The 24,755-nt window shown below is 74.0% G+C and carries 25 protein-coding genes; 13 read left to right on the top strand and 12 right to left on the bottom strand.

Annotated features, from left to right (window positions below):
* Nucleotides 1-5 precede the first annotated feature (5 nt).
* The 5 genes from AFB00_RS01540 to AFB00_RS01520 all read left to right on the top strand — a co-directional run bounded on the left by AFB00_RS01540 (nucleotide 6) and on the right by AFB00_RS01520 (nucleotide 2,926).
* Nucleotides 6-719, top strand: a complete 714-nt coding sequence (locus AFB00_RS01540) for a M50 family metallopeptidase (protein WP_083275174.1) — start codon at nucleotides 6-8, stop codon at nucleotides 717-719.
* A gap of 25 nt (nucleotides 720-744) precedes the next feature.
* Nucleotides 745-1,167 carry a nitroreductase/quinone reductase family protein gene (locus AFB00_RS01535; RefSeq protein ID WP_068795713.1) on the top strand — a complete coding sequence of 141 codons (423 nt, stop codon included), beginning with the start codon at nucleotides 745-747 and terminating at the stop codon, nucleotides 1,165-1,167.
* A 34-nt stretch (nucleotides 1,168-1,201) separates the two neighbouring features.
* The gene (locus AFB00_RS01530; RefSeq protein ID WP_068795712.1) at nucleotides 1,202-1,636 is read left to right on the top strand and encodes a GlcG/HbpS family heme-binding protein; all 435 of its coding nucleotides are present in this window, start codon (nucleotides 1,202-1,204) and stop codon (nucleotides 1,634-1,636) included.
* 554 nt (nucleotides 1,637-2,190) lie between these two features.
* Complete coding sequence (locus AFB00_RS01525; protein WP_068795711.1) at nucleotides 2,191-2,457, top strand: GlsB/YeaQ/YmgE family stress response membrane protein; 267 nt, start codon at nucleotides 2,191-2,193, stop codon at nucleotides 2,455-2,457.
* A gap of 184 nt (nucleotides 2,458-2,641) precedes the next feature.
* Nucleotides 2,642-2,926 carry a GlsB/YeaQ/YmgE family stress response membrane protein gene (locus AFB00_RS01520; protein ID WP_068795710.1) on the top strand — a complete coding sequence of 95 codons (285 nt, stop codon included), beginning with the start codon at nucleotides 2,642-2,644 and terminating at the stop codon, nucleotides 2,924-2,926.
* A 167-nt stretch (nucleotides 2,927-3,093) separates the two neighbouring features.
* Here AFB00_RS01520 and glnA read toward each other — a convergent pair whose 3' ends face one another.
* Complete coding sequence (glnA, locus tag AFB00_RS01515; protein WP_068795709.1) at nucleotides 3,094-4,515, bottom strand: type I glutamate--ammonia ligase; 1,422 nt, start codon at nucleotides 4,513-4,515, stop codon at nucleotides 3,094-3,096.
* Between the two features lie 184 nt (nucleotides 4,516-4,699).
* Here glnA and AFB00_RS01510 point away from each other — a divergent pair, with 184 nt between their 5' ends.
* Complete coding sequence (locus tag AFB00_RS01510; protein ID WP_068795708.1) at nucleotides 4,700-5,173, top strand: RDD family protein; 474 nt, start codon at nucleotides 4,700-4,702, stop codon at nucleotides 5,171-5,173.
* Nucleotides 5,174-5,356: 183 nt separating this feature from the next.
* Complete coding sequence (locus AFB00_RS01505; protein ID WP_156819323.1) at nucleotides 5,357-6,313, top strand: hypothetical protein; 957 nt, start codon at nucleotides 5,357-5,359, stop codon at nucleotides 6,311-6,313.
* Nucleotides 6,314-6,417: 104 nt separating this feature from the next.
* On the opposite strand, the gene AFB00_RS01500 is transcribed toward AFB00_RS01505, so the two are convergent.
* The 3 genes from AFB00_RS01500 to AFB00_RS01490 all read right to left on the bottom strand — a co-directional run bounded on the left by AFB00_RS01500 (nucleotide 6,418) and on the right by AFB00_RS01490 (nucleotide 9,303).
* The gene (locus AFB00_RS01500; RefSeq protein ID WP_068795706.1) at nucleotides 6,418-7,155 is read right to left on the bottom strand and encodes a DUF4191 domain-containing protein; all 738 of its coding nucleotides are present in this window, start codon (nucleotides 7,153-7,155) and stop codon (nucleotides 6,418-6,420) included.
* Between the two features lie 196 nt (nucleotides 7,156-7,351).
* The gene (gene lipA, locus AFB00_RS01495; RefSeq protein ID WP_068795705.1) at nucleotides 7,352-8,356 is read right to left on the bottom strand and encodes a lipoyl synthase; all 1,005 of its coding nucleotides are present in this window, start codon (nucleotides 8,354-8,356) and stop codon (nucleotides 7,352-7,354) included.
* Nucleotides 8,353-9,303, bottom strand: coding sequence for an SDR family NAD(P)-dependent oxidoreductase (locus AFB00_RS01490; RefSeq protein WP_068795704.1), 951 nt, complete (start codon nucleotides 9,301-9,303; stop codon nucleotides 8,353-8,355). Before AFB00_RS01490 ends, lipA begins: the two co-directional genes overlap by 4 nt.
* Nucleotides 9,304-9,339: 36 nt before the next feature.
* Between AFB00_RS01490 and AFB00_RS01485 the strand changes: the two genes are divergently transcribed.
* Nucleotides 9,340-10,269, top strand: a complete 930-nt coding sequence (locus AFB00_RS01485) for an LLM class F420-dependent oxidoreductase (protein ID WP_068795703.1) — start codon at nucleotides 9,340-9,342, stop codon at nucleotides 10,267-10,269.
* On the opposite strand, the gene AFB00_RS01480 is transcribed toward AFB00_RS01485, so the two are convergent.
* The 6 genes from AFB00_RS01480 to lpdA form a co-directional block, all read right to left on the bottom strand.
* Nucleotides 10,257-10,733, bottom strand: coding sequence for an ArsR/SmtB family transcription factor (locus tag AFB00_RS01480; protein WP_068795702.1), 477 nt, complete (start codon nucleotides 10,731-10,733; stop codon nucleotides 10,257-10,259). The genes AFB00_RS01485 and AFB00_RS01480 overlap by 13 nt on opposite strands.
* Nucleotides 10,734-10,769: 36 nt before the next feature.
* Entirely contained in the window at nucleotides 10,770-11,513 is a 744-nt protein-coding gene (lipB, locus tag AFB00_RS01475) for a lipoyl(octanoyl) transferase LipB (protein WP_068795701.1), read from the bottom strand.
* A 9-nt stretch (nucleotides 11,514-11,522) separates the two neighbouring features.
* A complete protein-coding gene (locus AFB00_RS01470; RefSeq protein ID WP_068795700.1) occupies nucleotides 11,523-12,785 on the bottom strand; it encodes an NAD(P)/FAD-dependent oxidoreductase in 1,263 nt (420 codons plus the stop codon).
* Nucleotides 12,782-13,672 carry a TIGR01777 family oxidoreductase gene (locus AFB00_RS01465; protein WP_068795699.1) on the bottom strand — a complete coding sequence of 297 codons (891 nt, stop codon included), beginning with the start codon at nucleotides 13,670-13,672 and terminating at the stop codon, nucleotides 12,782-12,784. Before AFB00_RS01465 ends, AFB00_RS01470 begins: the two co-directional genes overlap by 4 nt.
* Before the next feature lie 146 nt (nucleotides 13,673-13,818).
* The gene (gene sucB, locus AFB00_RS01460) at nucleotides 13,819-15,603 is read right to left on the bottom strand and encodes a 2-oxoglutarate dehydrogenase, E2 component, dihydrolipoamide succinyltransferase (protein WP_068795698.1); all 1,785 of its coding nucleotides are present in this window, start codon (nucleotides 15,601-15,603) and stop codon (nucleotides 13,819-13,821) included.
* A gap of 55 nt (nucleotides 15,604-15,658) precedes the next feature.
* On the bottom strand, nucleotides 15,659-17,059 hold the full coding sequence (lpdA, locus tag AFB00_RS01455; RefSeq protein WP_068799909.1) for a dihydrolipoyl dehydrogenase: 1,401 nt from the start codon (nucleotides 17,057-17,059) through the stop codon (nucleotides 15,659-15,661).
* A 267-nt stretch (nucleotides 17,060-17,326) separates the two neighbouring features.
* On the opposite strand from lpdA, the gene AFB00_RS01450 reads away from it, so the two are divergent.
* Complete coding sequence (locus tag AFB00_RS01450) at nucleotides 17,327-17,701, top strand: oxidoreductase (protein ID WP_068795697.1); 375 nt, start codon at nucleotides 17,327-17,329, stop codon at nucleotides 17,699-17,701.
* A 3-nt stretch (nucleotides 17,702-17,704) separates the two neighbouring features.
* Here the strand turns inward: AFB00_RS01450 and AFB00_RS01445 are convergent, their stop codons facing one another.
* Complete coding sequence (locus tag AFB00_RS01445; protein WP_068795696.1) at nucleotides 17,705-18,544, bottom strand: SDR family NAD(P)-dependent oxidoreductase; 840 nt, start codon at nucleotides 18,542-18,544, stop codon at nucleotides 17,705-17,707.
* Between the two features lie 120 nt (nucleotides 18,545-18,664).
* On the opposite strand from AFB00_RS01445, the gene AFB00_RS01440 reads away from it, so the two are divergent.
* Nucleotides 18,665-19,237 (top strand): hypothetical protein, encoded by a 573-nt coding sequence (locus AFB00_RS01440; protein ID WP_197519715.1) that lies wholly within the window; start codon nucleotides 18,665-18,667, stop codon nucleotides 19,235-19,237.
* A gap of 49 nt (nucleotides 19,238-19,286) precedes the next feature.
* Here the strand turns inward: AFB00_RS01440 and AFB00_RS01435 are convergent, their stop codons facing one another.
* Nucleotides 19,287-20,828, bottom strand: coding sequence for a leucyl aminopeptidase (locus AFB00_RS01435; protein WP_442965840.1), 1,542 nt, complete (start codon nucleotides 20,826-20,828; stop codon nucleotides 19,287-19,289).
* Between the two features lie 238 nt (nucleotides 20,829-21,066).
* Here AFB00_RS01435 and AFB00_RS01430 point away from each other — a divergent pair, with 238 nt between their 5' ends.
* The 3 genes from AFB00_RS01430 to AFB00_RS01420 all read left to right on the top strand — a co-directional run bounded on the left by AFB00_RS01430 (nucleotide 21,067) and on the right by AFB00_RS01420 (nucleotide 24,745).
* Nucleotides 21,067-22,386 carry an amino acid permease gene (locus AFB00_RS01430; RefSeq protein ID WP_068795695.1) on the top strand — a complete coding sequence of 440 codons (1,320 nt, stop codon included), beginning with the start codon at nucleotides 21,067-21,069 and terminating at the stop codon, nucleotides 22,384-22,386.
* A 32-nt stretch (nucleotides 22,387-22,418) separates the two neighbouring features.
* Complete coding sequence (gcvT, locus tag AFB00_RS01425) at nucleotides 22,419-23,534, top strand: glycine cleavage system aminomethyltransferase GcvT (RefSeq protein ID WP_068795694.1); 1,116 nt, start codon at nucleotides 22,419-22,421, stop codon at nucleotides 23,532-23,534.
* Nucleotides 23,535-23,623: 89 nt separating this feature from the next.
* On the top strand, nucleotides 23,624-24,745 hold the full coding sequence (locus tag AFB00_RS01420) for a branched-chain amino acid aminotransferase (RefSeq protein WP_068799906.1): 1,122 nt from the start codon (nucleotides 23,624-23,626) through the stop codon (nucleotides 24,743-24,745).
* Nucleotides 24,746-24,755: the final 10 nt, after the last annotated feature.

Below are 24,755 nucleotides of genomic sequence, written 5' to 3'. Positions count from 1 at the left end.
GACGGGTGGCTCCCCTCGAGTTGATCACCCGCGGGTACGAGCTGGTCGCGGCCCGGCCGGCGTCGTTGCTGGCCGCGCTGCTGGCGCTGGTCGTGGTGGCCTGGCGGCCGACGTGGCGGCTGACCAGGACGGCGGTGACGATCGCCCACGAGGGCGGGCACGCGCTGGTCGCGGTCCTGGTCGGGCGGGGGCTGACCGGGATCCGGCTGCACGCGGACTCCTCGGGCGTCACCTACTCGACGGGTGCCGGGCGCGGTGCCGGGGTCGTCGTCATGTTCCTCGCGGGGTACGTCTTCCCGCCGCTGCTCGGCCTCGGCGGTGCGGTGCTCGTCGCGGCGGACGCGGCGACGGTGATGCTCTGGATCGGCGCCGGGCTGCTGGCCGCGACGCTGCTGCAGATCCGCAACCTCTACGGCGGGCTCGCCGTCCTGGTCACCGGGGCGGTGCTGGTGCTGGTCGCGCTGCGCGCCGAGGAGGACCTCCGCACCGGGTTCGCCGCCGCGCTGGCCTGGTTCCTGCTGTTCGGCGGGGTGAAGGCCGCGGCGGAACTGCGGCGCGGGCGGCGCGGCGGCCGGTTGCGGCACTCCGACGCCGACCGGCTCGCCGAGCTCACCCCGCTCTCCGGCGGTGCGTGGGCCGGGTTCTTCCTGCTCGCCGCGGTCGTCGCGACCGCGACAGCCGGATGGGTGGTGTTCGCGCCCGGCGGCGCGCCCGCCTGAGCCGGACCTGGAAGGATCGGCCAGCATGGCAGAGGACTTCAACACCCGCGTCATCCGCGAGTTCCGGGAGAACGACGGCCGGGTCGGTGAGCCGTTCACCGGCCTGCCGATGGTGCTGCTCCACCACGTCGGCGCGAAGAGCGGCGCCGAGCGGATCGCGCCGCTGCGCTGGTTCGCCGACGGGGACCGGTACGTCGTCGTCGCGTCCGCAGCGGGTGCCCCGAAGCACCCGGCCTGGTTCCACAATCTCCTGGCGAACCCGGACGTCGTCGCCGAGATCTCCGACGGCCGGGGTGCCGTGGAGACGGTGCGGCTGCACGCCACCGAGCTGGAGCCGGGCGACCGCGAGCGGATCTGGACCCGGATCAAGGACGAGAACGGCGGGTTCGCCGACTACGAGCGCAAGACCGACCGGACCATCCCGCTGGTGGCGCTCACCCCACGGTGAGCGTGCACGGGAGTGTGATGGCAGGCTCGCCGGTATGACGATCACCCTGGACCAGGCGCAGACCATCGCCGCCGCCGCACTGGCGCACGGCACCGAGCAGGGCTTCAACCCGCTGACCGTGGCCGTGCTCGACCCGGGCGGCGCCGTCGTCGCGCTGGCCCGGCAGGACGGCTCCGGCTTCCTGCGCCCGGACCTGGCGATCGGCAAGGCCAGCGGCGTGCTCGCGCTGGGCATGACCAACCGCGCGATCGCCGCCCGCGCGGCGGACTCGCCGGAGTTCTTCACCTCGGTGGCGACCCTGGCCGGGGGGAAGATCCTCTCGGTGCCCGGCGGCGTCTTCGTGAAAGACGCCGGGGGCACCGTGATCGGCGCCGTCGGCGTGACCGGTGACGCGTCGCTGAACGACGAGGCCGCCGCCGTCGCCGGGATCGCGGCCGCCGGCCTGGTCGCGGTGACCGGAGCGGAGTGACCGCGCAGTGACGGGGTGACCGGCCCCGGACGAGCCGCACCCCCGGGCGACATGGTCAGCCCGGGGGCGCGGAGGGGACACGACCTGCCGCCGAGGAGGTCGTGCACGTGCAGGGGCACGGCGGAGTCACGCTCGTGCAGGATGACGCGTGGTGGTGAGTGCGGCGTAGCGCAGTCGGTGCGTCACGGACGGTACTCGGACGGATGCAGTCCTCACCCGTATGTGACGCGGAACACGGTGAAGACGAGTCAAGCAGTCGCAGGCCGTCCTGTCAACGGATCCCGGGAGCCTGCGGGCGCGGATCGCTGAGCCGTCCGGACGGTCGGGCACGACCGATCGGACCTGACCCGCTCGTGAGGGTCTGCGGTCCGCATCGGTGATGTCCCGGAGCCGGCCCCTGAGCTGCCTGACCAGCAGGTTGAGGGCGTTCACGCATGTGGACGGCCCACCGCCCGGACTAGCGTTCCCGGTGTCTCGACCGAAGCGGCGCGTGCCGGCCGGAGCCGAGGTGCGTCCGGCTCGACCGTCGAGCCGGACAGGGAGGAGCTCCTACCGTGTGGTCTCTCATCGTCACGATCGTCGTCGGACTCGTCGCCGGCTTCATCGCCCGTGCCGTCGTCCCGGGCAAGGACAGCATGGGCGTCATCGCCACGATCCTGCTGGGGATCGCCGGCTCGTTCGTCGGCGGCTTCCTCTGGACGCTCATCACGACGGGCACCCTCGCCCTGACGACCTCGGGTTTCATCGGCTCGATCCTCGGTGCGATCGTCGTGCTGCTGGCCTACAACGCGGTCACCGGCCGTAAGAAGGTCCGCCGCTGATCAGGCGTACGGGCGATGCCGTCCGGAGTAGTCACGGCGCCGTCGCTTTCCCGTCGCCGGATCGCACCCGAACGGTGACCGGAACGGACGTTTCGGCGACGGGCGATCCGGTCACTCGGAGGACAGCTAGGTCCGGTACGCCGGGCCGTTGCTCGTTCCATCCGTCGCTCAGAGGGGAAACCTCATGCTCTGGACCATTCTCATCGCGATCGTCGTCGGTCTGATCGCCGGCTTCCTGGCCCGCGCCATCGTTCCCGGTAACGACAGCATGGGCATCATCCCCACGATCGTGCTCGGTATCGTCGGCTCGCTCGTGGGTGGCCTGCTCTGGTCGCTCATCTCCAGCGGCGGCGGTGCGTCGGCGTTCATGAGCTTCTCGTTCGGGGGCATCATCGGTTCGGTGATCGGTGCGATCATCGTGCTGCTGGTCTACAACGCCATCACCGGTCGCAAGAAGGCCCGCCACTGAGGTAGCGGTCGCCTCTGCGCGGCACGGCGCCGTCCGCTCTCCCGAGCGGGCGGCGCCGTCGTGTGTCCGGCCCCGGCCCGTCGGATCCCGGTCACACGGGACGAGGCCCGGTACCCCTCGCGGGATACCGGGCCTCGACGTGTGTTCCGGTCTGACTCAGACGTGGATCACACGTCGTAGTACAGCGCGAACTCGTACGGGTGCGGGCGCAGCCGCAGCGGGTCGATCTCGTTCTCCCGCTTGTAGGCGATCCAGGTCTCGATCAGGTCCGGGGTGAACACGCCACCGTCGAGCAGATAGTCGTGGTCCTCCTCGAGCTTGTCGATGACCGCGCCGAGGCTGGACGGGACCTGGGCGATGTCCCGGGCCTCCTCCGGCGGCAGCTCGTACAGGTCCTTGTCGATCGGGGCCGGCGGCTCGATCTTGTTCTTGATGCCGTCGAGACCGGCCATCAGCATCGCCGAGAAGGCGAGGTACGGGTTGCCCGAGGAGTCGGGGCAGCGGAACTCGACGCGCTTGGCCTTGGGGCTGTCACCGGTCAGCGGGATCCGGATGCAGGCCGAGCGGTTGCGGGCCGAGTACACCAGGTTGACCGGGGCCTCGTAGCCCGGGACCAGACGGTGGTAGGAGTTCACCGTCGGGTTCGTGAAGGCCAGCAGCGACGGCGCGTGGTGCAGCAGGCCGCCGATGTAGTAGCGGGCGATGTCGGACAGCCCGCCGTAGCCGGACTCGTCGTGGAACAGCGGCTGGCCGTCCTTCCACAGCGACGAGTGCACGTGCATGCCCGAGCCGTTGTCGCCGAACAGCGGCTTCGGCATGAAGGTGGCGGTCTTGCCGTTCTGCCACGCCACGTTCTTCACCAGGTACTTGAAGAGCATGATGTCGTCGGCCGCACGCAGCAGCGTGTCGAACTTGTAGTTGATCTCCGCCTGTCCGGCGGTGCCGACCTCGTGGTGCTCGCGCTCGACCTCGAAGCCCGACGCCTGCATGGTGCTGACGATGTCGGCACGCAGGTCGGCGTAGTGGTCGACCGGCGGGACGGGGAAGTAGCCGCCCTTGTAGTTGACCTTGTAGCCGAGGTTCCCGCCCTGCTCCTCGCGGCCGGTGTTCCACCAGCCCTCGGAGGAGTCGATGTGGTGGTACGCCTGGTGCGGGTCGGTCCCGAAGCGGATCGAGTCGAAGACGTAGAACTCCGCCTCGGGCGCCATGAACGCGGTGTCGGCGATACCCGACGCGGCGAGGTACTCCTCGGCCTTGCGTGCGACGTTGCGCGGGTCCCGGGAGTACGGCTCACCGGTGACCGGGTCGTGCACGAAGAAGTTGACGTTCAGGGTCTTGTGCTTGCGGAACGGGTCCACGCGCGCGGTCGAGGTGTCCGCGAACAGTGCCATGTCGGACTCGTTGATCGCCTGGAAACCGCGGACGGAGGAACCGTCGAACGCGGCACCGTTCTCCAGGAGGTCGCCGGCCGTCTTGGCGGGGACGGTGAGGTGCTGCATGACGCCGGGCAGGTCGCAGAACCTGATGTCGACGTACTCGACCTTCTCGTCCGAGATGTACTTGAGTACCTCTTCGGCGTTGCTGAACACTCTCTCGGGCTCCTTCGATCGCTGGTGGAGATCGGGCCTGACGGTAGGAGCGCCGTGTTGCTCGCCCATCACCCACCTGTTTCACCGACGTTAACTGACGCGTACGCGACGCCGATCACAGTCGTCCCCGATGTCCGGTGCGGTCGTCGGGGGCACCGCCGGTCGAACGCCTAGGCTAGGAGCCATGGCCCGCTGGATCGAGTCCTGGCTGCCCGGTTCACCCGCCGGGAGCGGTGACCGTCCGGGCGGTCACCGCGGCGAGCGGTTCGGGCTGCCCGCCTCCGGGCACTACTCGGTGGCCGGGTTCGGCCGCCGGGTGCTCGCCCTGTGCATCGACTGGCTGCTGGCGTACCTGCTCGTGCTGCTCGTCGGGGGCGCGGAGGCGCTGGCGACGACCGAGTTCCGCTGGTGGGTCCTGGGCACCTGGTTCGTCGTCACCGTGCTGATGGTGGCGGTGCTGGGGGCCACCCCGGGGCACCTGGCCCTGCGCATGCGGGTCGCCCGTACCGACATGGGGCAGCAGGTCGGCATCCCGAAGGCGCTGATCCGGACGGCGATGATCGCCGTCGTGCTCCCGCCCTTCTTCCTGGACTCCGACGGCCGGGGCTGGCACGACCGCGCCTCGACGACCATCGTCGTCCGCACGGCCCCCGCCTGACGCTCTCTCCTCACCCCGCCCCGCCCCACCCCGCCCCGTTTCTCCACTCATGGAGCTTCGGCCCGGTGTGGCGAGGTCGAAGCTCCATGAGTGCACCCGGGACGGGTGTGCACATGTGCCGGATGCATCCACAGGCGCGCAGATCGTGGGTGCAGCCGGCCCGCGGGGCCGCACCGTGGGTACATGCCACGTTCACTCGCCGCCGCCCCGATGCTGGCCACCCGGTTCCCCGACGGTCTCGCCACCCGGTCCCAGCTCCGCGCGATGGGCATCGCGAAGGCCACGATCGACGCGCGCTGCCGGCCGGGCGGTCCGTGGCGCAAGCACCTGCTCGGTGTGGTGCAGCTCGACGGGCGTCGTACGACGCCGAGGCAGTACCGCCGTGCCGTCCTGTTGCACGCCGGCGAGGAGGCGATGCTGACCGGCGCCGCGGGCGCCGCACTGCACGGCGTGCACCGGCTGCCCGACGAGCACCGGATCGCGGTGCTGGTCCCGGCCGGTCACCGGACGACGAGCCGTGACTTCGCACTGGTCATGAGGACGGACCGGCCTCCGGAACCCGTCCTGGTCGGAGGGCTCCGGGTGGCGCCACCGGCCCGGTGCCTCGTCGACGCCGCCGCCCGGTGCACCGATCTCGACGTCGTCCGGGCGATGCTGGCCGATGCGGTACAGCGCGGTGCGTGCCGCATCGCGGACCTGGCCGACGAGCTCGACGAGCCGCGACGGCCCTACACCGCGCGGGCCCGGACGGCGTTCTTGGAGGTCGCGGACGGCACCCGCTCCGCGGCGGAGGCGTGGGCGCGGGAGGTGGTACGCCGCTCGTCGCTGCCCGCGCCGCGGTGGAACGTCGCCCTGTACCTCCCCGGCGGCGAGCTGCTCGGCGTCGTCGATGCGTACTGGGACGACGTGGGCCTGGCCTGGGAGATCCAGTCCCGGCGTTTCCACCTGGGGCCGCAGGCGTTCGACCGTGACGTCCGGAAGCAGGTGGACCTGCCACGCGCGGGAGTCGTACTGGTCCCGACCCTGGCCGTCCGGTTGCAGACGGAGCCGCGCGCCGTCGTCGCGGAGCTCGCCGATGCGCACGCCCGCGCCGCGGCCCTGCCGGCTCCGACCGTCACCGCCCGGCTCTGGCGCCCCTGACCATCGGACTCAGCCGTCACATCCGTCCCGAACCGGACAGCACTCATGGAGCTTCGGCCTCGTCACACCGGGCCGAAGCTCCACGAGTGCAGGAAGGAGCGGGGTCAGCGGCGGCGAACGGCCCGCTGGACGCTGCGCATCTTCGCGCCCTGGGGCATCGGGCCCTTCGGCATCGCCGCGGTGCGGTTGCCGAGCGCGTTGAGCCGGTTCTCCAGCGAGTCCATCTCCGCGGCCGAGATGTTGCGGGGCAGCTTGGTCAGCTGCCGCTGCAGGTCCTTGAGCGGGGTCTGCCCTTCCTCGTTCCCGACGATCATGTCGTAGATCGGGGTGGTGCCGGCGACCCGCGCCGTGCGCTTCTTCTCCTGCGCGAGGAGGCTCTTGACCCGGTGCGGCGCGCCCTCGGCCACGAAGATGATCCCGGGCCGCCCGATGACCCGGTGCACGGCGTCCAGCTGCGTGGTCCCCGCGACGCCCTGCGACACCCGCCACTGGCCGCGCATGTTGTCCAGGGCCCAGCCCGCGGCCCCCGGTTGCCCGTCGGCCTTCAGGTACACCGAGCGCTGCACCCGGCGACCGAAGATCGCGAACGCCGCGAGCGCGCCGATCAGCACGCCGAAGGGCACGGAGAACCAGACCAGCCCGACCAGCCAGCCGATCAGCGTGAGCAGCGCGATCGCGCCGACGAACACGCCGATCATGATCGGGAGGAGCTTCTTGTCCTCCTTGCGCTGCATCTGGAACGCCTGCCAGATCTGCTGGCGACGCTGCTTCGACGCGGCCTTCTTCTGGGCCTTGAGCGCCTTCTTCTCTTCGGGCGTGGGCTTACGGGGCTTGCCGGGCATGTGACCAGCGTACTTCCCCGCCGTGATCATCGGTCGCCGCGGTCAGCGCACGAACCTCCCATGCCCCATCCACACCATCAGCCCCGAACCGGACTCCACTCATGGAGCTTCAGCCTCGTGTGACGAGGCCGAAGCTCCATGAGTGCGACAAGGGGTGGGGCCGGCAAGGGTGGGGCCGGGGGAGGGGGAGGGAGGGTCAGCTGCGGGCCAGGAGGGAGCTCGCCTCCTGGGCGGCGGGGCCCGAGTCGGCCAGGTGGGCCAGGTCGGGGTGCAGGGTCTCGCCGCGGTGGGCGACGGTCTGGGCGTACAGGCGACCGGCGCGGTAGGACGAGCGCACCAGCGGGCCCGCCATGACCCCGGCGAAGCCCATCTCCTCGGCGGCCCGGGAGTGCTCGACGAACTCCTCCGGCTTCACCCAGCGCTCCACCGGGTGGTGGCGCTTGGTCGGGCGCAGGTACTGGGTGATCGTGATGATCTCGCAGCCGGAGTCGTGCAGGTCCTGCAGCGCGGAGGTGACCTCGTCGGGGGTCTCGCCCATGCCCAGGATGAGGTTCGACTTGGTGACCAGGCCCTGGTTGCGGGCCTTGGTGACGACCTCGAGCGAGCGCTCGTAGCGGAACGCCGGGCGGATCCGCTTGAAGATCCGCGGGACGGTCTCGACGTTGTGCGCGAGCACCTCGGGCCGGGTGTCGAACACCGGGTCGAGCTGGTCGTCGCGCGAGTTGAAGTCCGGGATCAGCAGCTCGACGCCGGTGCCGGGGTTCAGCTCGTGGATCTGGCGGACGGTCTCGGCGTAGAGCCAGGAGCCGCCGTCGGCCAGGTCGTCGCGGGCGACACCGGTGACGGTGGAGTAGCGCAGGCCCATCTGCTGCACCGACTCGGCGACCCGGCGGGGCTCGTCGACGTCGAGGTCGGACGGCTTGCCGGTGTCGATCTGGCAGAAGTCACAGCGCCGCGTGCACTGCTCGCCGCCGATCAGGAACGTCGCCTCCCGGTCCTCCCAGCACTCGTAGATGTTGGGGCAACCGGCCTCCTCGCACACCGTGTGGAGCCCGCCGGAGCGGACGAGCCCCTTGAGCTCGGTGTACTGCGGACCGGTCCGGGCGCGGGTGCGGATCCAGGACGGTTTGCGCTCGATCGGGGTCTCGCTGTTGCGGACCTCGAGGCGGAGCAGCTTGCGGCCTTCGGGTGCGACGGTCACTCCTGCACCCTACGCCCGGGGTCCGGTGTGACGCCGGTCGCGGCCGCCGTGACCTGCCACAACCTCCCGGCGAGCACCGGGTCCGCCGCGGCCGCGGAACGGCGTGCCGGGCCGGGCGGTCCGTGCAGCTCACCGCGCCCGGCCGGGCCGAGGAAGTCGCCGCCGTGCACCGGCCCGGCGACGGCGGCGAGCTGGGGGGCGATGCCGTCGGAGACCGGCTGCACCAGCCAGCGGTCGAGCACGCCGAACACCCGTCCCCGCCAGGCACCGCGCCCGCCGTGTCCACTGCGGCGGTAGGAGTTGGCCAGCAGCGACGACTCCGTCATGCCGGGGTGCGCGACCACCGAGAGCACCGGGTCACCGGCGAGCCGCAGCCGCCGGTCCAGCTCCGCACCGAAGAGCAGGTTCGCCAGCTTGGAGCATCCGTAGGCGGCGTTGGGCTCGTACCGCCGACGGGTCCAGTGCAGGTCGGTGAGGTCGAGCCGGGCGAGGCGGTGCCCGAGGCTGGTCGTGGTGACGACCCGGGACGGCCGTTCGGCGTCGCCCGCCGCGCGCAGCGCCGGCAGGAGCAGCCAGGTGAGCGCGGCCGGCCCGAGGTGGTTGGTGCCGATCTGCAGCTCGAAGCCGTCCGCGGTCGTGGCGCGCGGGCCCAGCGCCACCCCCGCGTTGTTCACGAGCGCGTCGACCCGGTCACCGGTGCGGTCCCGGATCTGCGCGGCGGCGCCCCGCACGGAGCCGAGATCGGCCAGGTCGAGCAGGACCAGCTCGGCGGCCCCACCGGCCGCGCGGACCTGCTCCACGGCGGCCGTCCCGCGGATCGCGTCGCGGGCGGTCATGAGCACCCTGGCCCCGGCCCCGGCGAGCGCGGTGGACAGGGCACGACCGAGACCGGACGTCGTCCCGGTGACGACGACGGTGCGGCCGGACAGATCGGGAAGCGGGTACACGGCGCCGACGGTAGCCGCCCGCTAGCGTCGTCCCCCGTGGACTTCCGGATCTTCACCGAACCCCAGCAGGGCGCGACCTACACCGATCTGCTGCGCGTCGCGCGCACCACGCAGGACGCCGGCTACGACGCCTTCTTCCGCTCCGACCACTTCCTCGCCATGGGCGGCGACGGCGGGCCCGGCCCGACCGACGCCTGGGTGACGCTCGCCGCGCTGGGCCGCGAGACCGAGCGGATCCGCCTCGGCACGCTCGTGACCAGCGCGACGTTCCGGCTGCCCGGACCGCTCGCGGTCGCCGTCGCGCAGGCGGACGAGATGTCCGGCGGCCGGATCGAGGTCGGGCTGGGCTCGGGCTGGTTCGAGGCCGAGCACGCCGCGTACGGCATCCCGTTCCCGCCGGTCGGGGAGCGGTTCGACATGCTCACCGAGCAGCTGCAGATCCTCACCGGGCTGTGGGCGACCCCGCCCGGGGAACGCTTCTCCCACCACGGCGAGCACTACGTCCTCGACGGGTCACCGGCGTTGCCGCGCCCGGTCCAGGACCCGCCGCCGGTGATCGTGGGCGGCACCGGGAAGCGCCGGACACCGGAGCTGGCGGCCCGCTTCGCCGCCGAGTTCAACGTCCCGTTCCAGCCGGTGGAGACCGTCGACACCCAGTTCGGCCGGGTCCGCGACGCGTGCACGGCGATCGGCCGCGACCCGGGCGACCTGACCTGGTCGGTGGCGCACATGCTCTGCCTCGGCCGGGACGACGCCGAGGTCGCACGGCGGGCCGCCGCCGTCGGCCGCGACGTCGACGAGGTCCGCGCGAACTGCCTCGCCGGCACCCCGGGCGAGATCGTCGACCAGCTCGGCGTCTGGCGGGAGAAGACCGGCATCAGCCGCTTCTACCTGCAGGTCCTCGACCTGTCCGATCTCGCCCACATCGAGGACTTCGCCGCGTCGGTGGTGCCTCAGCTGAGGTGACCCAGCTGGCCGGCCACGTCGGCCGCCGCCGTGAGCAGGACCAGTGCGGGCACGACCGACCGCGGCGCGACCCGGTAGCTGCCGCGGCCGTCCTGCTCGACCAGGCCGGCGTGGCTCAGGGCCTTGAGATGGTGGTAGAGCTGCCCGGTCGAGGCCAGCTCGGCGGCCTCGGTCAGCTCGGCGGTCCCGCGCGGGCCGCGCAGCAGGCTGCGGACGATCCGGACCCGGACCGGGTGGCCCAGCGCGGCGAGGACGGCGGTGCGGGGCTCGTCGTCGAGGGCGAGCGCGGCTCCGGCGTCGTACTCGATCGTCCAGCCGATCTGCCCGTGCAGCGCCACCTCGCCCGAGTACCGGACGATCCCCGCGCCGGTCGCCTCGGGGACCGCCGACGGGACGGCGGCGGCCTCCTCCAGCGCGGACACGCGCCGTTCCAGGTCGGTCAGGCGGGCATCGGCGTCGGGCATGCAGGGAATACTACGGAACTACGGAAGAACGTGCGATCAGCCGAGCCCGGACATCAGGTCGACCATTTTGGCGACCCGGTGCTCGGTGACCGGCAGCCGGCCGTCGAGCGCGTCGAGCACCGTGGCGGTCACCCCCTCGGTGACGTCGTCGACGGTGATCGTGCGGCCGAGCTCGGCGCTGAGCGTGGTCACCCCGGCGTCGGCGATGCCGCAGGGCACGATCCGGCCGAAGTCGCCCAGGTCGGCGTCGCAGTTGAGGGCGAACCCGTGCTGGGTGACACCGCCCTGGATGCGGACGCCGATCGCGGCGATCTTGCGCTCGGGGGTGAAGGCGCCGGAACGGGGGTCGGCGCCGGCGGGCAGCCACACGCCGGAGCGGCCCTCGACCCGGCCGGCCTGCTCCAGCCCGAGGTCGTGGCAGACCCGGATGAGCGCCTCCTCCAGCCGCCGCACGTAGTCGACCACGTCCATCGGCTCGCCGAGCGCGACGATCGGGTACCCGACGAGCTGGCCGGGCCCGTGCCAGGTGATCCGCCCGCCCCGGTCGACGTCGATCACCGGGGTGCCGTCGGTCGGCCGGTCCTCGGGCCGGGTGCGCCGCCCGGCGGTGTAGACCGCGGGGTGCTCCAGCAGCATCAGGACGTCCGGCCCGGTGCCCTCCTTGCGGGCCGCGGCGTGCGCGCGCTGGGTGTCCCACGCGGCCTGGTACTCCACGCGGCCCAGTCGGTCCACTCGGACGGCGTCGGTTCCGGCACGGCAGCTCAGGTGCGGGTCGGGCATGCGGCCAGGCTACTCCCGGCCCGGTGCGCCGAGACGGGCCAGCACCGCCCGCGCGGCCCGGCGGCCGGACACCAGCGCGCCCTGGGTGGACGGGGTGTCCCGGTGGTCACCGGCGACGAACAGGTTCCGGCCGAGGTCGACGTCACGCCGGACGGGGCGGCCGGGCCCGAACCGGGGCAGCGCCTCGGGGATCCGGGCCGTGTGCAGGTGCGCCCAGTCGGCGGTGGGGACGCCCCAGATCCGGGCGAGCTCGCGGCGCACGTCCGGCTCGCCGATGCCGGTGTCCTCCGGCGTCCCGGCGATCGACGACGCCACCAGCGGCCGTCCGTCCGCGGAGTAGCCGGGTGCGGCGGCGGTGAGCACGGTGGTGTTCACGACCGGGCCGCCGGTGCCGTCGAGGTGCAGCAGCGGCTCCGCGGACGGTGCCCGGGGCGGCACGTGGAAGAACGTGGTCAGCGCGTGCATCGCCGGTTCGGCGACGCCGGGCAGCAGCCGCGCCGCAGTGCGCGGGTCGGCCGCGACGAGGACGGCGCGGGCGGTCAGCGTCCCCTCGTCGGTGTCGGCCGACGGTGCCGGGCCGCCGTGCACAGCGTGCACCCGGACGCCGAGCGACACGGTCCCCCCGGGCAGCGCCGCGGCCAGCCGCCGGGGGAGTGCCTCCATGCCGTCGCCGGGCACCACGACCGTGCCGAGCGCGAAGCTGCGCCAGACCAGCCGGACGAACGCCGCCGACGTCTCGAGGGCCGGGTCGCCCAGCACCCCGGACAGGAACGGCCGCAGGAAGCGGTCGGTCACCGCGCCGCCGAGCCCGGCGGCGTCGAGGTCGTCGCGGGCGCTGCGGTCGATCATCGTCGCGGTCCGCGACGGCGGCGTGGCCAGCACCCGGGCCGTCCAGGCGACGAGCCGGGCCTTCTCGACCGGCCCGAACAGGTCGTCGCCCGCGAGGCCGGCGACGGCCGCCGGGCGGCGCAGCGGGTTGACGAACCGGTGCAGCGTCCCGTCCCCGGCCCGGACCGCCGCACCCGGCTCGAAGGCCCGGGCGTCGAGGGTGTCCAGGCCGTGCGGGGCCAACGCGGCCCGCAGCGCCGGATAGGACGAGTTGAGGACCTGGAACCCGCGGTCGCAGCGGAAGCCGTCGACCACGTCGGTGGCCATCCGCCCACCCACCCGGTCCGCGGCCTCCAGCACCCGGACCGACAGGCCACCGTCGTGCAGCACGGCGGCGGCCCGCAGCCCGGCGAGGCCGGCGCCGACGACCAGGACGTCGGTCACGAACCGACCGCGGCCGAGAGCGCGTCGCCCACCGTGTGGTGCCGGAACCCGAACCCGGCGTCGAGCAGGGCACGGGGTACCGCCCGCTGCCCGCCGAGCAGCATCTCGCGGCCCATCTCGCCCAGTGCCCCGGACACCACCGGCGCCGGCACCGCGAACGGCGCCGGGCGGCCGACCGCCCGTCCGAGCTCCCGGGTGAAGTCCGCGTTGGTGACCGGCACCGGCCCGGTCACGTTCACCGGGCCGCTCAGGCCGTCGGTCTCGACCGCGAACCGCAGGGCGGCCACCTGGTCGTCGAGCGAGACCCACGGCATGTACTGGGTGCCCTTGCCGATCCGGCCGCCGAGGAAGCCCTTGAACAGCGGGCGGAGCATGGCGAGCAGGCCGCCGGAGGGGGAGAGCACCAGACCGGTGCGGATCAGCACGACCCGGGCCCCGGCGTCCGCGGCGGGGGCGGTGGCCGCCTCCCAGTCCCGGCAGACGTCGGCGAGGAAACCGCTGCCCGACGGCGCGGACTCGTCGACCTCGACCGGCCCGGTGTCGCCGTAGTACCCGACCGCGGAGCCGCTGACCAGCACCGGGACCCCGGCCCGGGCGACCGCCCCGGCGAGGACGTCGGTGGGGACGTTGCGCGAGTCCCGGAGCAGTTGCTTGCGCGCCCCGCTCCACGGCCGGTCGGCGATCCCGGCCCCGTTGAGGTTCACCACCGCGTCGGCGCCGTCCAGCGCGCCGTCGGAGACGGTGCCCGACGGTGGATCCCAGCTGCGCTCGTCGGGCGCCGCGGACGTGCGCCGGACCAGGCGCAGCACCTCGTGCCCGGCGCCACGCAGGTGGGCGACCAGGGCGGTTCCGATCAGACCGGACGAACCGGCGATGACGACTCGCACGGCGGCGATCCTTCCCGTTCCGGGCGTCCGGCGCGACCCGGGCGTACTGCGACCGTGATCACCACGGCTCCGGACGGGTGACGCGGAGCGGCCCGCCCCGGTGAACACCGGGACGGGCCGCGACCGCCGGACGTGCCGAGCGGGGCCTACAGGCCGAGCTCGGACTCGAAGGCGCCCTCCTCCAGACGGGCCCGGATCGCCGAGATGAACCGGCCGGCGTCCGCGCCGTCGACCAGGCGGTGGTCGTAGGTGAGCGGGAGGTAGCAGACCGAGCGGACGGCGATGACGTCCTCGCCCTCCGGACCGGCGACGACCTTCGGCTCCTTGACGATCGCCCCGGTGCCCAGGATGCCGACCTGCGGCTGGTTGATGATCGGGGTGTCGAACAGGGCGCCGGCGGAGCCGATGTTCGTGATCGTGAAGGTACCGCCGGACAGCTCGTCCGGACCGATCTTCGAGCTGCGGGTCCGGGCCGCGACGTCGGCGATCTTCTTCGCGATCCCGGCGAGCGACAGGTCGTCGGCGTCCTTGATGACCGGGACGAGCAGACCGCGCGGGGTGTCGACGGCGATGCCGAGGTGCACCGACCCGTGGTAGGTGACCTGCTTGCCGTCCTCGGAGATCGAGGCGTTCACCGACGGGAACGCCTTGAGCGCCTCGATGGTCGCCTTGGCGATGAACGCCAGGAAGGTGAGGTTCGCGCCCTCACGCTTCTTGAAGTCCTCCTTGACCCGGTTCCGCAGCTTGACGATGCGGGTGAGGTCGACCTCCTGCACGGTGGTCAGCTGGGCCGAGACGGCCAGCGACTCGGTCATGCGCTGGGCGATGACCTGGCGCAGGCGCGGGAGCTTGACCGTGCTGCCCGGCTCCGGTGCGTCGGTCGGCCGGGTCGGGACGGCCTGCGGCTGCTTCGGCGCACCACCGGCCGGCTGCGCGGCCGCGGCGGCCGGGGCGGACTCCGCCGGGGCGGCCGGCTTCTCGGCCGCGGCCAGCACGTCCTGCTTGCGGATCCGGCCGCCGACGCCGGAACCGGTGACGGTGGCGAGGTCGACGCCGTGCTCCTGGGCGAGCTTGCGGACCAGCGGGGTGACGTAGGGCTTGTCCCCGGACCCGTTGGACGCCGCCGCGCCGCCCTGGGTGTCGGTCGACCCCTTGGGCTCGGCCTGCTGCTCCTTCGGAGCCTCGGCCTTCGGGTGCTCCGGCTTCGCCTCGGTCCTGGGCTCCGGCTTCGGCTCGGGCTTCGACTCCGGCTTCGGTGCCGGCTCGGGCTTCTTCTCCGGCGCGGGGGCGGACTCCTGCGCCGGGGCGGCCGAGCCGTCGCCGACCAGGGCCAGCTGGGCGCCGACCTCGACGGTCTCGTCCTCGCCGACGGTGTGCTCGAGCACCGTGCCGGCGACCGGCGACGGGATTTCGGTGTCGACCTTGTCCGTGGAGACCTCGAGCAGCGGCTCGTCGACCTCGACCGACTCGCCGACCTGCTTGAGCCAGCGGGTCACGGTGCCCTCGGTGACCGACTCGCCCAGCTCGGGCATGGTCACCGAGGTACCGGAGCCACCGCCGGAGCTGCCGCCGGAGCCACTGCCGGACTCCTGGGCCGGGGCGGACTCCTGGGCCGGCTCGGGCTCGGGCTCCGGCTCGGCGGCCTGCTCGGAGGCGGCCGAGCCGGAGCCGGAGGAACCGGAGTCGGACTCGTCGGCGTCGCCGATGACGGCGAGCTCGCCACCGACCTCGACGGTCTCGTCCTCGCCGGCGACGATGCGCTTCAGCACGCCCGCCGCGGGCGACGGGATCTCGGTGTCGACCTTGTCCGTCGAGACCTCGAGCAACGGCTCGTCGACCTCGACCGTGTCGCCCTCGGCCTTGAGCCAGCGGGTGACGGTGCCCTCGGTGACACTCTCGCCCAGGGCGGGCATCTCAACGGTGACGGCCATGTGGGGTGGAGCTCCTCTTGTTCCGCGTGGGTGTTCGGGTCGGGGACGGCCGGGATCAGCCGTGGGTGTGCAGCGGTTTCCCGGCCAGTGCGAGGTGGGCCTCGCCGAGGGCCTCGCTCTGTGTGGGGTGGGCGTGGATCAGTGCGGCGACGTCGGCGGGGGCCGCCTCCCAGTTGTAGATCAGCTGTGCTTCGCCGACCAGTTCGCCGACCCGGGACCCGACCATGTGCACGCCCACGACGGGGCCGCCGGAACCGGCCGGGCCCGCCTGGACGACCTTGATCGCGCCCGAGGTCTGCAGGATCTGCGACTTGCCGTTGCCGGCCAGGTCGTAGGTCAGGGTGTGCACCTCGCCGTGCCGGTCCCGGGCGGCGTCCTCGGTCAGGCCGACCGAGGCGATCTCCGGGTCGGAGTAGGTGACGCGCGGGATGCCGTCGTCGGTCACCGGGCGCGGGCCCAGGCCGGCGATCTCCTCGGCGACGAAGATGCCGTGTGCGAAGCCGCGGTGGGCCAGCTGCAGGCCCGGCGTCACGTCGCCGACCGCGTACACCCCGTCGAGGTTGGTGCGCAGGCGTTCGTCGACGGTGACGAACCCGCCGTCGGTCGCGACGCCGGCCTCGGTGAACCCGTGGCCGGTGGTGTTCGGGCCGCGCCCGACCGCGACGAGCAGCAGGTCGGCCTCGATCTCCTCGCCGGACTCCAGCGACACCGTGACGGTGTCACCGCTGCGGGTGGCCTTGGCGAAGCGCACCCCGGTACGGGCGGTGATCTTGCGGCGGCGGAACGCGCGGGCCAGGTGGGTGGAGGCGAACTCGTCCTCGTTCGGGACCAGCCGGGGCAGCGCCTCGACGACCGTGACCTCCGCGCCGAACGAGCGCCAGACGCTGGCGAACTCGACGCCGATCACACCGCCGCCGAGTACGACCACACGGCGCGGGACCTCGGCGAGCGACAGCGCCGCGTCGGAGGTGACGATCCGGTCGTCCAGCTCGAGGCCGGGCAGCGAACGGGCGTAGGAGCCGGTGGCCAGCACCGTGTTCCGGCCGCGGTAGCGGCGCTCGCCGACCCGCACGACGCCCGGTGCCTCCAGCGTCCCGGCGCCGTCGACCACGGTGATCCCGCGGGAGGCGACCAGGCCCTGCAGCCCCTTGTACAGCCGGGAGACGACGCCGTCCTTGTAGGAGTTCACGCCGGCCATGTCGACACCGTCGAAGGTGGAGCGGATACCGACCCGGGCGCCGTCGCGGGCGTGGTCGGCGACCTCCGCGGAGTGCAGCAGCGCCTTGGTCGGGATGCAGCCGCGGTGCAGGCAGGTGCCACCGAGCTTGTCCTTCTCGACCAGCACCACCGACAGACCCAGCTCGGCCGCACGCAACGCGCACGCGTAGCCGCCGGACCCGCCACCCAGGATCACCAGGTCGGCCGGTCCCGCATCCCTCTGGTCCCCCTCGGACACCGAACACTCCCTCCCGGCCGCGGCCCCGGCCTGCCGGCGCACTGCTCCGGTGCGCCGGTCGGACCGCGGCGTTCTGCTACGCCGGCCGCACCGCGGCGCCCATCTTGTCATTACCCGACCGCTGCGCCACCTCAGGTGTGGGGAAGGCGTCGGGAGCGAAACGCATGCGTCGTGCGTTGGGACGGGAGACGATCCGTGTCCGTTTCGCCGCTCGGGAGGACCGCGCGGCACGGGTACAGCACGAGCGGACGAGAAGGGGTGGCGCGCATGGGCCTGCTCGACAGGTTCCGTCCCCGCCGGTCAGCGGGCGGTGGACGGTCCGGAGAGGCCGAGTCCCACCTGCGGGAGTGGGCCGGCGCGCGGATCGGGGTCGAGGCGTTCGTGGAACCGCGGACGACCGTGACCGAGACGACGGTGGTGTTCGTCGCGCACGACGGCGAGTGGACCCGCCGGCGGGTCGGCAACCCGGCCAGGGCCCGCAAGCTCGCCCGGTCGATGAAGATGCCGATCTACGACGTGCAGCTGGTCGGCTACCCGAACCGGATGCGCGAGCACGACGCCCGCGAGCGCGCGCTGCGCAAGCGGGCCCGCCAGGACGAGATGCTGCGCCAGCTGCGGGACAAGGACCGGGAGGACCGCTGAGCCTCAGCCGCGCAGCGACCGGGCACGCCGGGCACCGCGGGCCCGCAGCACCGGCTCCAGCCGCAGCGTCGGCCCGGGCAGCCACGCGGTGAGCCGGGACACGACGCCCCGCCCGGCCGGGAGCGTGCGGTAGACGCGGGACGTGCCGAACATCCCGACGAGCGCACCCGCGACCTGCTCCGGGGAGACGAGCCGCCCGGAACAGACGAGTGCCTGGGCCCGCCCGCCGGTCTCCATCCCGCGCAGCAGGTCGGTGTCCACCCCGGCCGGGCAGACGCCGTGCACCCCGATCCCGTCCGGTCGCAGTTCCGCGGCCAGCCCCGAGACCACCGAGAGCGCGGCGGCCTTGGAGGCCGCGTACAGCGACAGCCCCGGTGCCGGACCGAGCCCGGCCAGCGACACCGTGACCCCGATCTCACCGCCCCGGGCGGTGCCGGCCGCGGCCTGCTCCCGGAACGCGGCGACCGCGGCCCGGGCGCCCCACACCGGGCCGAGCACGTTGACCCCGACCAGCGCGCGGGCGTGCTCCTCGGTCAGCTCGGTGAGGGCGCCGTCGAAGCCGACTCCGGCGTTGGCGACCCAGGCGCCCAGCGGGGCGATCGCCCGCGCCCTGGCGACGACGGCGTGCGCGTCCGCCGGGTCGGTGACGTCGTGGGCGAGCCCGGCGACCGCACCGATGCGGTCCGCGGTGGCCTGCGCCGCGGCCGGGTCGAGGTCGGTGACCAGCACCCGGTAGCCGCGCCCGACCAGCTCGGCGGCGATCGCCGCACCGATGCCGCGGGCGGCGCCGGTCACCACCGCGGAGCGGGGGGCGTGCGCGGGAACCCGATGCCGTCCGGTCATGGCCGGAGTATGCCGCGTCCGGTTACCCGTCGGTAGCCCGGATGGCCGGTCGGGTGAATCCGGCCCCGCCGGGTGTGCCCCCGGCCGCGTCCGGCCGCGCGTGCGCGAGACTCCGGCGCCGTGACCGCTCCGATGCACCTGCCCCGCTTCCGAGTCCGCCAGCGGTTCACGCTGGGCGTGAACCGCTACGACGTCGTCGAGGTGACCCCGGACGGCGGCGAGGGCCGCCTGCTGGCCGTCGCCCAGCAGAAGCGGTTCGCGTTCAAGGAGGCGGTGACGTTCTGGGCCGACGACTCACGCAGCCGGCCGGTCTTCTCGTTCCGGGCCCGGCAGGCGCTCGACGTGGGTGCCCAGCACGACGTGCTCGACGAGCACGGCCAGGTGCTCGGGACCTTCGGCAAGCGGTTCGGCGCCAGCCTGTTCCGCTCCACCTGGACCCTGGCCGCCCCGGGGCTGGCCGCGACCGGGCAGGAACGGAGCCTGCCGGTCGCGATCCTGCGCCGGGTCTTCGACAGCCTCCCGCTGCCGTTCCACTTCGACTTCACCCCGGACGACGGCGGCCCGGTGGTGCTCAGCAGCGACCGCCGGTTCTCCCTGCGCGACGCCTACGACGTCGCCGTCCCCGACCCGCGGATCGACTTCCGGCTGGCCGCGTCGCTCGCGGTCGCGCTGGACGCGCTGCAGTCGCGCTGAACGACCCCGCCGTGCCGTGCCGGACGCCGGGGCCCGGCACGGCCCCCGGTCAGCCGTGCGCGGCGACGTCCTCCAGGAAGGCGATCAGGGTCCGCACCGGAACCCCGGTGCCGCCCTTGGTCGTGTACCCGCGCGGCCCGCTGGTGTTGTAGGACGGCCCGGCGATGTCGATGTGCGCCCACGGCAGCCCGTCCGGCACGAACTCCTTGAGGAACATCCCGGCCAGCAGCATGCCGGCGAAGCGCTGGCCGCTGACGTTCGCGATGTCGGCCACCCGGGAGTCCAGGTCGCTGCGCAGGTACTCCGGCAGCGGCATCGCCCAGGCGTCCTCGCCGGCGGCCGTGCCGAGCCGGGCGACCCGGTCGCGCAGCTCGTCGGAGCCCATCACCCCGGCGGTGCGCAGGCCCAGCGCGACCTGCTGCGCACCGGTCAGGGTGGAGGTCTCGACCAGGTAGTCGGGGGAGTCCTCGGCGGCCCGGACGATCGCGTCGGCCAGGATCAGCCGCCCCTCGGCGTCGGTGTTGAGCACCTCGACGGTCCGCCCGCCGTACATGGTCAGCACGTCGCCCGGCTTGTAGGCGGTCGAGGACGGCATGTTCTCCGCCATCGGCACCGTCGCGGTCACGGTGACCGGCAGCCCCAGCTGGGCGGCGAGCACCACGGTCGCGACCACGGCGGCCGCGCCACCCATGTCGGAGGTCATGTCGGCCATGCCCGCGTTCGGCTTCAGCGAGATGCCGCCGGTGTCGAACGTGATGCCCTTGCCGACCAGCGCGACCCGGGCCCGCGGCGACCCGCCGCCGTTCCAGGTGAGGCGGACCAGCCGGGGCGGGTTGGCCGAGCCCTGGCCGACCCCGCTCACCCCGCCGTAGCCGTTCTCCCGCAGCCGGGTGTCGTCGAGCACCTCGGTCACCAGCCCGGCCTGCTCGCCGAGCGCCACCGCGCGGGCCGCGAAGGTCTCCGGGACCAGCACATTCGGCGCGGTGTTGACCAGGCTCCGGGTGGTCGCGACGGCGCCGGCGATCAGCGCGGCCCGGCGCACGAGCGCCTCGTCGGTCCCGGTGAACGCCCAGGACGCGACCGGCGCCGACGCCGGGTCGGCCGAGGACCGGTGCACGTCGAACCGGTAGCCGCCGAGCACGGCCCCGACGACGGCGGCCTCGGCGTCGACCGCGCCGAGGGTGCTGACCGCGGACCCGGTGCCGGCCAGCGCGCGGGCGGCGGCCCCCGCGGCCCGGCGGACGGCCTCGGCAGCGGTGCCCCCGGCACCGGCTGCACCGGCTGCACCGGCTGCGCTGTCCGTGGCCGGGGCACCCAGCCCGACGGCGACGATCCGCGGTGCGGTCACCGCACCCCGCGACGGCAGCGACACGACCTGCTCGATCTTCCCGGTGGCCCCGACCGTCCGGAGCAGCTCGGCCAGCTCGCCGCCGAAGGCGGAGTCCACGTCGCCCGCGCCCGCGGCGAGCACCGGTGCCGCCCCGCCGCCGTCGGCCGGGTGCAGCCCGATCACCAGGGCGTCGGCGGCTGCGGACGCCGGCGAGCCGCTCAGGGCGGCGGTGTCCGGGATGGTCGGAACGTCGATCGGCACGGGTGGAACTCCTCGGTCGCAGGGGCGTCGGTCGGAGACCGGCGGGTCTCGATCGGGTGGTGCGCACGGTCTCCGGGGCACCCACGGTGACCGGTGTCCGGCACCCGTGTGCCGGTCGGTGGGGAGCGGGCCCGGTGAGACCGGACCGAGATGCTAATGACACCACCGCGGCGCCGCGCGCCACAGGGTCGGATGGGATGGTGAGCAGGTGCCCCGCCCCCCGCACCGGATCTCTGCCGTGACGGCTGTCGTCGTCGCGCTCGCGGCCACGTTCGGGACCGGCCTGTACGCGTCGTTCGCCCCGGCGGCGGCCGCGGCCGGGGTGTGGTTCCCGGTCGGGGTCGTCCTCGCGGGGCTGGTGGCGCTGGCCGTGGTGGCCTCGACGGCGCACCTGGCGACGGTGCGCCCGGCCGGGCCGGAGCTCGTCCGCGGTGATCTGCCCGGTCCGGCGCTGCGCCTCGGCGCGCTCGCCCGGCTGGTGTCGCGCACCGCCGCGGCGGCCGCGGCGGCCGGGGTCTTCGGCGCCTACGTGCTGCCCTCGTCGCCCGGCACGGTCGCGGTGGTGGCGGTGCTCGCGGTGGTCGGGGTGAACGCGGCCGGGGTGCGGATCTCACCGTCGGCGTCGCGCGGGCTCGTCGTCGCGACGCTGCTGGTGCTCGGCCTGGTGGTCGGGTTCGGGCTGTCCGCGGACGGCCCGGACGGCGCCCAGGCGTCGGCGATGCCCTCGGCGTCGACGGTCGCCGGTGGCGGCGCGACGCCGGACGACGCCGTCGCCGGGACGCTGCAGGCGGCCGTCGTCGAACCGGGCCCGCTGGGCGTGCTGACCGCGGCCGCGTTCCTGTTCTTCGCCTTCACCGGGCTGTCCCGGGTGGCGGAGCTGGGCGGCAGCCTGCGGGACCCGATGCGGGCCATCCGGCGGGCCCCCGCGGTCGCGGTGCTGATCACGACGACGCTGCTGCTCCTGCTGTCCGCCGCCCTGCTGCAGGGACTCGGTGTCGACCGGCTCGCCGGGTCCCCGACCCCGCTCGCCTCGCTGATGGACACCGGCAGCAGCCCGGCGTTCGGCGTCCTCGTCCGGATCGCGGCCGCGGCGGCGACCGCCGCGGCCCTGCTCGGTGCCCTGTCCCGGGCGGCGTCCGGGGCGGCCGGGCTGGCCCGGGCCGGTGAGCTGCCCGCCCTGCTCGGGCGGAGCGGGTCGCGTGGCTCGCCGTGGGTCGCGGACCTGGTGCTCGGCGGGGTGGTGGTCGCGATGACCCTCGCGTTCGGCCCGGTCGCCGCGATCGCCGTGTCGGTCGGCGCCGCGCTGGTGCACCACGCCCTGCTGCACGCGGCGGTGCTGCGGCTGCCCGGGCGGTCGGCCACCGCGGCGTTCGTCGCCGGCGCCGGTGCGACCGGGTGCCTCGTGCTCGCCGCCGTGCTGCCGGTCGGGCCGCTGGTGGCGATGGTGGTCGTACTGGCCGCCGGCTGGGCGCTCGCCACCGCCTGCGCCCGCTCCGCGGCGCCCGGTGCGGCCCGCCCGGCCCGCGGGCCGGGCGACCCGGAGGAACGCGCCGCCTGATCGGGCGTCGCCGGGGCACTAGGGTCGGGCCCGTGACCGACGATCTCCTGACCGGCCCGCTGCACGACCGGCACCTCGCCCTGGACGCCACCCTCGGTGAGTTCGGCGGCTGGTCGATGCCGATCTCCTACCCGGGCGGCACGGTGGCCGAGCACACCGCGGTGCGCGAGACGGCCGGGCTGTTCGACGTCAGCCACCTCGGCACCGTCCCGATCTCCGGACCGGGGGCCGCGGCGCACGTCAACACCTGCCTCACCAACGACCTGGGCCGGATCGGCCCGGGGCGGGCCCAGTACACGCTGGCCTGCACCCCGTCCGGCGGCGTCATCGACGACATGATCGTCTACCTGGCGGGCGACGACGACCTGCTGCTCGTCCCGAACGCGGCGAACTCCACCCGGATCGTCTCGATGCTCGCCGAGGGCGCACCCGACGGCGTCGTCATCACCGACCGGCACCGCGAGCTGGCCGTGCTCGCGCTGCAGGGCCCGCGCTCGGCGGAGGCGCTGGCGGCGGCGCTCGGCGCAGCCGGCCCGGCCGTCGCCGACCTGGACTACATGGCGTTCACCGACATCGAGGGCGGCTCGGTGCGGATCTGCCGGACCGGCTACACCGGCGAACACGGCTACGAGGTCGTGCTCGACGCGGCCGCCGCCCCGGCCATGTGGGACGCGCTGCTCGACGCGGTGCGCGGCGTCGGCGGCGTCCCGTGCGGGCTGGCCGCGCGCGACACCCTGCGCACCGAGATGGGTTACCCGCTGCACGGGCACGAGCTGTCCGAGGAGATCAGCCCGGTCCAGGCGGGCAGCGCGTGGGCGGTGGGCTGGGACAAGCCGTCGTTCTGGGGGCGCGAGGCGCTGACCGCGGAGCGCGCCGCCGGCCCGGCCCGGCGGCTGCGCGCGCTGCGAGCCACCGGCCGCGGGGTGCCGCGCGCCGGGATGACCGTGCTCGACGGCCCGGACGGCGCCCCGGTCGGCACGGTCACCTCGGGGACGTTCTCGCCGACCCTGCGGACCGGGGTGGCGCTCGCGCTCATCGCCACCGACCCGGCGGTCGCGATCGGCGACGAGCTCGTCATCGACGTCCGGGGGCGGGCCCTGCCGGTCGAGGTGGTCAAGCCGCCGATGGTGCCCTCGCACGTGCGCTGACCCGGGCGCGGGGACTGTGAGGCGATCGACTTCCCGACATTCGGTAATCCGACTACTTCTCCCCGGTGTGGTACGGCTACCGTCTGGGCATGAGCGCGCCGCAGTTCACCGTGACCCGAAACCCTGCACCGGCGTCCCCGCAGCGGCGCGCCGAGGTGCTGGCGAACCCCGGTTTCGGCCGGTACTTCACCGACCACATGGTCACCGTCGGATGGACCGAGGGGTCCGGCTGGCAGGACCCGCAGGTCGTGCCGTACGGGCCGCTGAGCCTCGACCCGGCGACGATGCTCCTGCACTACGGGCAGGAGATCTTCGAGGGGCTGAAGGCCTACCGGCAGGCGGACGGCTCGATCGCCACGTTCCGGCCGGACGCCAACGCGGCCCGCTTCGCCGGGTCCGCGCGCCGGATGGCGATGGCCGAGCTGCCGGAGGACCTGTTCCTCGCCTCGCTGTCCGAGCTGCTCGCCGTCGACTCCGAGTGGGTCCCGGCGGCCGGCGGTGAGGACTCGCTGTACCTGCGCCCGTTCATGATCGCCACCGAGGTCGGGCTCGGGGTGCGCCCGTCCGCCGAGTACCTCTACTCGGTGATCGCCTCGCCGGCCGGTCCGTACTTCGCCGACGGCGTGGCCCCGATGGACGTGTGGCTGGAGACCGAGTACACCCGGGCCGCGATGGGCGGGACGGGTACCGCCAAGTGCGGCGGGAACTACGCGGCCTCGCTGCTGCCGCAGTCGGTCGGCGCCCAGCACGGCTGTGCCCAGGTCGCCTACCTCGACGCGGAGGAGCGCACCTGGATCGACGAGATGGGTGCGAACAACCTGTTCTTCGTCTTCCGGGACGCCGCGGGCGCCGTCGAGCTGGCGACCCCGGACCTGCGGGGATCGGTGCTCGCCGGCATCACCCGGGACTCGCTGCTCACCGTGGCCCGCGATCTCGGGATCACCGTCACCGAGCGCCGCATCTCCGGCCAGGAGTGGCTCGGCGGCGCCGCGAGCGGCGTGCTGACCGAGGTGTTCGGGTGCGGCACCGCCGCGGTCATCACCCCGATCGGGACCGTCAAGCACACCGGCGGCGAGGTGACGATCGGCGACGGCCGGCCGGGCCCGGTCACCCTGCAGCTGCGCGAGGCGCTGACCGCGATGCAGCGCGGCTCGGCCCCGGACCCGCACGGCTGGATGCACACGATGGTGCCCGCGCCGGCCACCGTCTGAGCGCGCGGCC

The organism is Pseudonocardia sp. HH130630-07 (genome assembly GCF_001698125.1).
GTDB lineage: Bacteria > Actinomycetota > Actinomycetes > Mycobacteriales > Pseudonocardiaceae > Pseudonocardia.
Note: the sequence above shows the minus strand (reverse complement) of the source record. Positions and strands in the feature narration are given on the sequence as shown.